Genomic DNA, 8,397 nt, shown 5'->3' with positions numbered 1-8,397 from the left:
GGCCCCCTCCGTGTGGGCTGCGCCCGCCCCCCTGCCCACGCGCCGTGCGGGCTGCGCCCGGACCCCCGCGCCACCCGCCGTGTGGGCTGCGCCCGCCCCCCTGCCCACGCGCCGTGCGGGCTGCGCCCGGACCCCCGCGCCACCCGCCGTGTGGGCAATCGTCCCGCTGGGGCGGGACGGGTGGGCACACGGGACGGCGCCCCCTGCCGGGCCTAGGCTTCCGCGCCTGAACCCGCACCAGGAGACCCGGAAAGGCACCCGAACCCGCACGGGAGGGCGCGGCGGCACAACTAGGACCCGCACCGCGCCAGCGCACGGGGACCCACGCCGGGACCCGCACCAGGGACCCGCACCAGGGACCCGCACCGGCGGACCCGCGCCCCACCCCCGGGCCGGACCCGTGCGGCCAGGTGGACCATCCAGGGCGCGCCCGAAACGCCCCCGCTCCCGACACTGGGGAGCATGATCACGCGCCGCCCCCGCCTCCGCGCCTGGGCCCTGCTCGGCACCCTCCTCGGCGCCTCCGGTGCCACCGGGGCCTCCGAAACCGCCTGGTCCGCCGAGGCACCCCGACCGCACCGCGCCCCCGCACTCTGCTCCTCGTCCCGTGAGCCCACTCTCGCCGCCCGGCTCTCCCAGGACATCGAGTCGGCGCTCAAGGGCCGCGACGGCACCGTCTCCGTCGCCGTCCACGACGTCCGGCGCGGACTGCGCTGCCGGCTGGGCGACACCCGGGCGTACGACTCCGCCAGCATCGCCAAGGTCCTGATCATGCAGGCCGTCCTCGGCCGCGCCGAGGAGCTCGGCCGGGCGCCGACCCGCATGGAGGCCCGGCGGATGAAGGCGATGATCACGCGCTCCGACAACACCGCGGCCAGCGACCTCTGGCAGGGCCTGTCCCGCGCCCGGCTGAACCGGGTGCTGCGCGAGGCCGGGGCACAGGACACGGTCCTCGGCCGCGACCGTTACTGGGGCCTCACCCGGACCACCGCCCGGGACCAACTGGCCCTGCTCGCCGCGGTCTCCCGCCGTACCGAGGCCCTGACCCTGATGGGCCAGGTCATCCGCGACCAGGCCTGGGGGGTGACCGCGGGAGCGCCCCGCACGGTCAAGGTCCACCTCAAGAACGGCTGGCTGCCCCGCGCCACCCACGGCTGGCGGGTCCACAGCGTCGGCATCGTCCGCCCGGCCGCCGGCACCACGGGCACGGACGCCCCCGCGATCGACTACCGGATCGCCCTCCTGAGCCACGACAACCCCACCAAGCGGTACGGCGTCCGCACCCTGGAGGGGGTCGCCCTCGCCGTGCACCGCAGGCTCGCCGCCGGCACGGCCGCCCGCGGCTTCACCCCGCCCGAGGAGATCAGCGAGATCCCTGACGGGAGCGTTCCGCACGAGGAGCCGGGCGCCCTCCCCCCGGGGCCTGCTCCACAGGGCCCCCTTCTGCAGGAGCCACTTCCCCAGGCGCCTCTTCCCCAAGGGCCCCTTCCGGCGCCGGGACCGTCGCGGACCTCGCCCGGTCCTCCGTCGACGGAGCAGGCGGCCCTCCCCGCAGCCGCGCCCCCGTCCCGTACAGCACGAGCCCGACGGCGAGCCCCGCGCCGGCCCCGAAACAAGCCGTCGGAATGATGTCCAGGGGCGTCTCGATCCGGTCCCAGCCCCAGTACGCGGCCCAGCGCGCCACCCGGTGGACGACGCCCGCGAGGACGCAGCCACCGATCAGACCGATCGCCACGAGCCGCCCGTTCCGGTTCGGGACCGGCACGCGGGGCGGCAGCTCCGCACCGGGACCGGCGGAGCGCAGCGCCCGCGCGGTGAACCAGCCGAGCAGGCCGAGGGCCAGCGCCGAACCCCCGTACTGCGCGTAGAGGTAGACGGGGAACCCGGCCACGATCTCGCCGAGGAAGGGGATCGCGCGGGTGCCCCAGCGGTCGAGATGGGTGAAGGAGTCCCACACCACGTGGGTGGTCGAGCCGATCACCGCGGAGAGGAAGAACCAGCCGGTGAGGGCCGCCGCGTGCCGGTCCCGCCAGGGGCGGCCCCGGACCAGTCCGTACACCGGCCCGCGCCACCGGGCGGGCAGCAGCGCCACGAGCGGTTCCCGGACGGTCAGCCAGAGACCCACGAGCACGGCGGTGATGAGCACGTCGGCCGTGACGATCCCGACGGGGGAGTGGGTGACGTCGCCGAGGTCCATCGCCCCCGGGACCGCGGTGGCGGCGAAGTAGGTCATGTCGGGGGCGAAGGACCCCGCGACGAGCGCGGACGCGACCAGGGGTCCGCGCGCGGTCCCGTTCCGGCGCAGTCCGGGCAGCACGGCAGCGGCATGACTCAGCGTGAACGGCAACGGGAGGTCCCCTCGGTTCCGGTGGTGACGGCCATGGAGCGGGAGCGGCCGCAGTGCAAGAGGGCCCCGGAGCGCCGGTCGGTTCCCGTCCGCCGCCGTACCGGATCGAAAGGCGGCTGTTCGGAAGGGGGCCGAGAGGTGACGAAACCGTGAAACACGGTCAGGCGCCGGTGTCCGGCGGTCGGGAGTTGGCATAGGGTCGCCAGAGGTCACGCGCGGGGAGCGCGGGACGGAGTCGACGGGGAGGGGACCACGGGTATGGCAGCGCACATCGGCCATCGACTGCGCAAGGGGGCCACCAGCGGTGTGGTGATGGCCGCGGCTGTCGCCGCGCTCGCGGCTTCGCAGGCGCCGGAGGCCGTACAGCCGCCCGCGGACAACACCGGTGGGGACCGCGCGATCGGGGCCGGTGAGACCGTGCCGCCGTCGGGCGACGGCTCCGCGACCGGCGATTCCCCCTATTACACCGAACTGCCCCCGCTGAACACGCCGAACAAGCCCGGCGCGATCACCAACCTGCCGGTGATCACCGGCCCGGCCGAGGCCGGCATACCCGCATCCGTCCTCGCCGCGTACAAGCGCGCCGAGCAGTCGATACGCTCGACCACCCCGGGCTGCAACCTGCCCTGGCAGTTGCTCGCCGGCATCGGCAAGGTCGAGTCCGGCCAGGCGCGCGGCGGTCGCGTCGACGCCAACGGGACGACCCTCTCCCCGATCCTCGGTCCCGTCCTCAACGGCGTGGGCTTCGCGAACATCTCCGACACCGACGACGGCGCCTACGACGGCGACAAGGTCCACGACCGCGCCGTCGGCCCGATGCAGTTCATCCCGTCGACCTGGGCGACCTGGGGTCAGGACGCCAACAGCGACGGCAAGAAGGACCCCAACAACATCTACGACGCCGCGCAGGCCGCAGGCGCCTACCTCTGCGCGAACGACCGGAACCTCGCGCTCAAGGCAGACCTCGACCGGGCGATCCTCAGCTACAACCGCTCGACGGAGTACCTGAACCTGGTCATGTCCTGGGTCTCGTACTACCAGCGCGGCACCCACCAGATCCCGGACGGCACGGGAACGCTCCCGGTCGACCGCAGCGACGACCCGGTGCGCGGCAACCGCCCCACCGTGCCGCCCTCGCCCGCCCCGACGACCCCGGCGCCGGTCACGCCGAAGCCGAAGCCGTCGGTGACGAGCCCCGCGCCGGTCAAGCCGCCGACCACTCCGACCAAGCCCCCGGTCACCCCGCCCACCGTCACGCCCGCCGCCAAGGTCGTCCGGCTGACGATCGTGGCCAACGGCCGGCTGACCGCGACCACCGGCAGCGACTTCACGGGAGCGCCCCGGGTCGTGGCGCTCGACGCCACCGGCAAGCCGGTCGCCGGGGTCGGCGTCCGGTTCGAGATCGCCGGGACCACCGACGCCCGCTTCGCCGGCGGCACGACGGCCGTCACCGTCACCACCGGCTCGGCCGGCCTCGCCTCCTCTCCCCTCCTCCGGGCCGGTGCTCGGACGGGGACCTTCACCGTGCGCGCCACCGTCGTGGGCCGGACCCTGGCCGCGGCCGACTTCGCCGCGACCGTCACCGAGCGCCAGGCGGACACCCTCACCCGGGTCGGCGAAGGCATCCCGACGGCCACCACCGGCACCGCCTTCAGCCAGCAGATCCAGGTGAAGGCCACCCACGACGGCGTCCTCGCCCCCGGCGTGGCCGTCACCGCCACGGTCGTCACCTCGGACACGGACCCCCAGGAGAGCACCGAGGGCCCGTACTTCAAGCAGGGGGACCAGACCGTCCGCACCGTCACCCTCACGACCGGTGTCGACGGACTGCTCACCCTCGCCCCCGACACCCTGTTCGCGGGCGACAAGGCGGGAACCTTCTTCCTCCAGCTGACCACGCCCGGTGGCGGCAAGGTCTTCGTCGAGCTCACGGTCCAGGCGCCGCCGACGCCGGAGCCGACGCCCTCCGGCACCGGATCGCCCGAGGCCACTCCGTCTCCCAGCTCCTCTCCCACGGCCTGACCCGTCGGCGACCCGCTTCCGCGCCGCTCCGTCGTCCCCACCGGACGGCGGGGCGGCGCTCCGCGTTACCCGGGTGCAACGTGTTCTCATCTCGCGGTCGCGTTGCTACGGTGCCCCCGCCCTGACGACGCATCAGATCGCAACCCGGGAGGCCGACCATGCGTGCCCTCGTCGCCGCCGCCATCGGACTCGCCCCAGTCCTGCTGTTCGTCCTCCTCGTGTCCCTGGTCGAACTGCCGCCCGACGGCCCCACCTCGCCCAAGCCCCTGCTCACCGCCGACCCCGGCCCCAAGAAGTAGAGGGGGCGACCGTGCGCCGCCCGGCCAGCCTCGTCCTGCTCGCCCTCGCCGTCTTCTGCGCCGCGATGGCCCCCTTCCTGCGCTGGTACGCCTTCCCCCGCCTGGCGAAGATCCCGCCGAACCAGTACCAGGAGACCGTCCTGGAGGCCCGGCCCGCGACCCTCCTCAACTACTCCACGCTCCAGGCCGAGAAGGTCGAGAAGATCACGATCATCCAGACCCTCAAGGGCAACGTGGAGGAGTCCCGGCGGATCGAGCGCGACGCCGGACGCGACGTCGTCGTCTGGGACGCCCTCGCCTACGTCACGGGCCCCGACGGCAAGATGGTCTCCCAGGTCCCCGAGCGGTACATCTTCGACGCCCACACCCAGGCCCCCGTCCACGCCACCGGCGAGACGGTCGACGGCGACCCGGTCCGGCGCGAGGGCATCGAGTTCAAGTTCCCCTTCCTCACCGAGAAGCGGGACTACCAGTACTTCGACGCCCAGACCCGCACCGCGGCCCCCATCCACTACAAGGGCACCCGCACCTTCCGCGGCATGGAGGTCTACTACTTCGAGCAGACCATCCCCTGGACCAAGGTGGCCATGCCCAAGGCCATGCCGGTCAAGGGCATCACCCCGAAGGTCCTCGCCGACTCCGGTCTCACCCGCTGGTACACGACCAAGCGCATGTTCTGGATCGAGCCGGTCACCGGAGCCCCCGTCAACGGCGAGGAGATCCACAAGGAGGAGCTCCGCAACGCCAAGGCGCTGATGGGCCGGGACACCCTCACCGTCTTCGAGGGCCACGTGAAGATGCGCGAGGACTACCTCCAGAGCGTCGGCGAACTGGTCTCCGCCAACCGCCTCTCGGTGCTGATGCTCGTCTCCTACGGCCCCTGGAGCCTCACCTTCCTGGCCCTCGTCCTCCTCGCCCTCTCCCTCTGGCTGGAGGCCCGGTCCCGCCGCGCGGCGCCGGCCGCCCCGGCCGCCCCGGTCACCCCTCCCGTCTGAGCCGGGCGCTCGTGTGCCGGGTCGGCTCCGCCCGCGACGGATCCTCCGGCCACGGGTGCTTCGGGTACCGCCCCCGCAGCTCCGCCCGCACCGCGCGGTAGCCGTCCCGCCAGAACGACGCCAGGTCCGCGGTCACGGCCGCCGGCCGCCCGGCGGGGGAGAGGAGGTGGACGAGCACCGGGACACCCGCCACCCGGGGGGTCTCGGCGAGACCGAACATCTCCTGGAGCTTCACCGCCAGCACCGGCCGCTCGCCCCCGTAGTCGACCCGGATCCGCGAACCGCTCGGCACCTCGATCCGCTCCGGCGCCAGCTCGTCCAGCCGGCCCGCCTCACCCGAGGCCCACGGCAGCAGCCGCCGCAACGCCTCACCCGCGTCGATCCGCCCCAGGTCGGCGCGGCGCACCGCCCGGGACAGCTCCGGCTCCAGCCACTCCCCGGCCCGCTCGACCAGTGGCCCGTCCGCCACATCGGGCCAGGGCTCCCCCAACTCCCGGTGGAGGAAAGCGAGTCGCTCCCGCAGCTCGCCCGCCTCCCGGCCCCACCGCAACAGCCCCGGGCCCTCGCGCCGCAGCCCGTCCAGCAGCGCCTCCCGTACGAGAGCGGGCGCGGCCCCTGCCCCCAGCGGCCGCACGGTCAGCTCGACCGCCCCCAGCCGGTCCACCGAGCGCGCCACCACGTCGCCGTCCTCCCAGTGCACCTCCTCGCCCGTCGACCGCAGATGGCCGGCGGCCCGTCGCGCCACGGACTCGTCGACCACGGCGGCGAGCCGCACCCGTGCCGTCGTGTCCCGCGCCGTGCGGTCCGCCACCGCCACGGCCAGCCACGGCGTGGCGCGCAGCGCCGAGCCCTCGGCGAGCCGCGCACCGCTCCCCGACACCATCAGATAGCCGCCCTGCTCCCTGGCCCTGGCCACCCGCTCCGGAAATGCCAGCGCCGTCACCAGACCAGCCACCGCGTCCTCGCCCTCCCCGGCGCCCCCACCGCCCCCGCCGCCGAACCCCACGGAGCCCCCCACCTCCCCGGCGCCCCCACCGCCGGACCCGGACCCGGACCCGGACCCGGACCCGGACCCGGACCCGGACCGGGACTGCGACTGGGACCCGGACTCAGACCCGGACACGCCCGCCGCCTCGCCGGCCGACCGCTCCAGGCGGCGCGCCTCCGCCTTCCACCGTGCTCCGTAGCCGTCGGCCCCACGGCGGGCCGCGCGCCAGGCCGCCGCCAGGTCGTCCCCGTACTCACGAGGCGGCTCCTCGCTGAGCAGCGCCACCACCTCGGCCGCCCGGCGCGCCCCGACCTCAGGCGCGCCGTCGAGCAGGGCACGGCCCAGTCGGGGGTGCAGCCCGAGCCGGGACATCCGTACGCCACGCTCGGTGGCCCGGCCGCCCCCGTCCACCGCTCCGATCGACTCCAGGACCGCGCGGGCCGCCGCCATCGCCCCCGCGGGAGGCGCGTCGAGCAGCGCGAGCCCCGCGGCCGTCGGGTCGCCCCAGCAGGCGGCCCGCAGGGCGAAGTCCGCGAGGTCGGCGATTCTGATCTCGGGCGACGGGTACCGGGCGCGGCTCCCGTCCTCCGCCTCGGACCAGCACCGGTAGACCACGCCCTGCGCCTCGCGCCCCGACCGCCCGGCCCGCTGGGTCGCCGCGGCGGTCGACACCGGGACCGTCGCCAGCGAGCCGAGGCCCCGCGCGTGGTCCATGCGCGGCTCCCGTGCCAGCCCCGAATCCACCACGATCCGCACCCCCGGAACCGTCAGGCTCGACTCCGCCACCGACGTCGAGAGCACGACCCGCCGCCGCCCGCCCGGCCCGGCGCCCCGCAGCACCGCGTCCTGCACCTCCGCCGGCGCCCGTCCGTGCAGCTGGAGCACCTCGGCGTCCAGGCCGGACAGCAGCCCCGCGGTCCGCGCGATCTCCCCCGTGCCCGGCAGGAAGCAGAGGACGTCGCCCTCGTGCTGCTCCATGGCCCGCCGGACGGTGGCCGCCACGTGGCGCAGCAGCGCCGGATCCACCCAGGTGCCGTGCGAGGGCTTGATCCCGGTGGGCGGCGCGGCGAACCGGACCGCGTACCCGTGCCCCTCGCCCTCGCTCCACACGACCGGGGCGGGCCCGTTGCCGTCCACCGCCGTGAGCAGCTCCGCCCACGCCTCCGCGTCGCTCGTCGCCGAGGCCGCGATCAGCCTCAGCTCCGGCCGGAGCGTTGCCCGTACGTCCACGAGGAAGGCGATGGCGGTGTCGGCGTCGAGATGCCGCTCGTGGCACTCGTCCAGCAGGACCACGTCCACGCCCGCCAGCTCCGGGTCGCGCTGGAGCCGCTGGAGCAGGACGCCCGTGGTCACCACCTCGACCCGGGTCGCGGGCCCGGACCGTCGCTCGCCGCGCACGGAGAAGCCGACCGCGCCGCCGACCTCCTCGCCGAGCAGCCACGCCATCCGCCGGGCCGCCGCCCGCACCGCCATCCGGCGCGGCTCGGCCACCAGCACCCGGCGTCCCGGTCCGTCCCCTATGAGCCCGGCCAGCGCCAGCGGCACCAGCGTCGTCTTGCCGGTGCCGGGAGGAGCGGACAGCACCGCCGTGCCGCGCTCCGCGAGCGCGCTGAGGAGCTCGGGGACGGCATGGCGGACGGGGAGACGGTCGAGTGCGTCGTGTCGGATCACGCGTTCAGTCTCGTACGTGGAGAAGAAGAGGTGGGCCCTGTTGTCCACAGGGCCCACCTGGTCATACGACTGATA

5 protein-coding genes and 1 pseudogene are annotated in these 8,397 nt (G+C 75.1%); 4 read left to right on the top strand and 2 right to left on the bottom strand.

Going from position 1 to position 8,397, the window contains the following annotated elements; translation table 11 throughout:
• Positions 1-462 precede the first annotated feature (462 nt).
• Positions 463-1,185, top strand: a pseudogene (locus OO54_RS48610) (serine hydrolase); the annotation flags it as partial.
• 178 nt (positions 1,186-1,363) lie between these two features.
• Here OO54_RS48610 and OO54_RS44140 read toward each other — a convergent pair.
• The gene (locus tag OO54_RS44140; RefSeq protein ID WP_078905445.1) at positions 1,364-2,347 is read right to left on the bottom strand and encodes a DUF4184 family protein; all 984 of its coding nucleotides are present in this window, start codon (positions 2,345-2,347) and stop codon (positions 1,364-1,366) included.
• Between the two features lie 258 nt (positions 2,348-2,605).
• Between OO54_RS44140 and OO54_RS31870 the strand changes: the two genes are divergently transcribed.
• From OO54_RS31870 to pgfA, 3 genes are all read left to right on the top strand, one after another.
• Positions 2,606-4,369 (top strand): lytic transglycosylase domain-containing protein, encoded by a 1,764-nt coding sequence (locus tag OO54_RS31870; protein ID WP_033209265.1) that lies wholly within the window; start codon positions 2,606-2,608, stop codon positions 4,367-4,369.
• A gap of 158 nt (positions 4,370-4,527) precedes the next feature.
• The gene (locus OO54_RS45305; RefSeq protein WP_017238693.1) at positions 4,528-4,668 is read left to right on the top strand and encodes an SPW_0924 family protein; all 141 of its coding nucleotides are present in this window, start codon (positions 4,528-4,530) and stop codon (positions 4,666-4,668) included.
• An 11-nt stretch (positions 4,669-4,679) separates the two neighbouring features.
• Positions 4,680-5,663 carry a cell envelope lipid trafficking protein PgfA gene (gene pgfA, locus OO54_RS31865; RefSeq protein ID WP_033209264.1) on the top strand — a complete coding sequence of 328 codons (984 nt, stop codon included), beginning with the start codon at positions 4,680-4,682 and terminating at the stop codon, positions 5,661-5,663.
• On the opposite strand, the gene OO54_RS31860 is transcribed toward pgfA, so the two are convergent.
• Positions 5,647-8,322 carry an ATP-dependent RNA helicase gene (locus tag OO54_RS31860; RefSeq protein WP_033209279.1) on the bottom strand — a complete coding sequence of 892 codons (2,676 nt, stop codon included), beginning with the start codon at positions 8,320-8,322 and terminating at the stop codon, positions 5,647-5,649. The two genes, pgfA and OO54_RS31860, sit on opposite strands and share 17 nt — an antisense overlap.
• Between the last annotated feature and the right edge of the window lie 75 nt (positions 8,323-8,397).

Source organism: Streptomyces wedmorensis, from assembly GCF_000716445.1.
GTDB classification, from domain to species: domain Bacteria; phylum Actinomycetota; class Actinomycetes; order Streptomycetales; family Streptomycetaceae; genus Streptomyces; species Streptomyces wedmorensis.
This window is presented reverse-complemented; position numbering and strand designations above follow the sequence as displayed.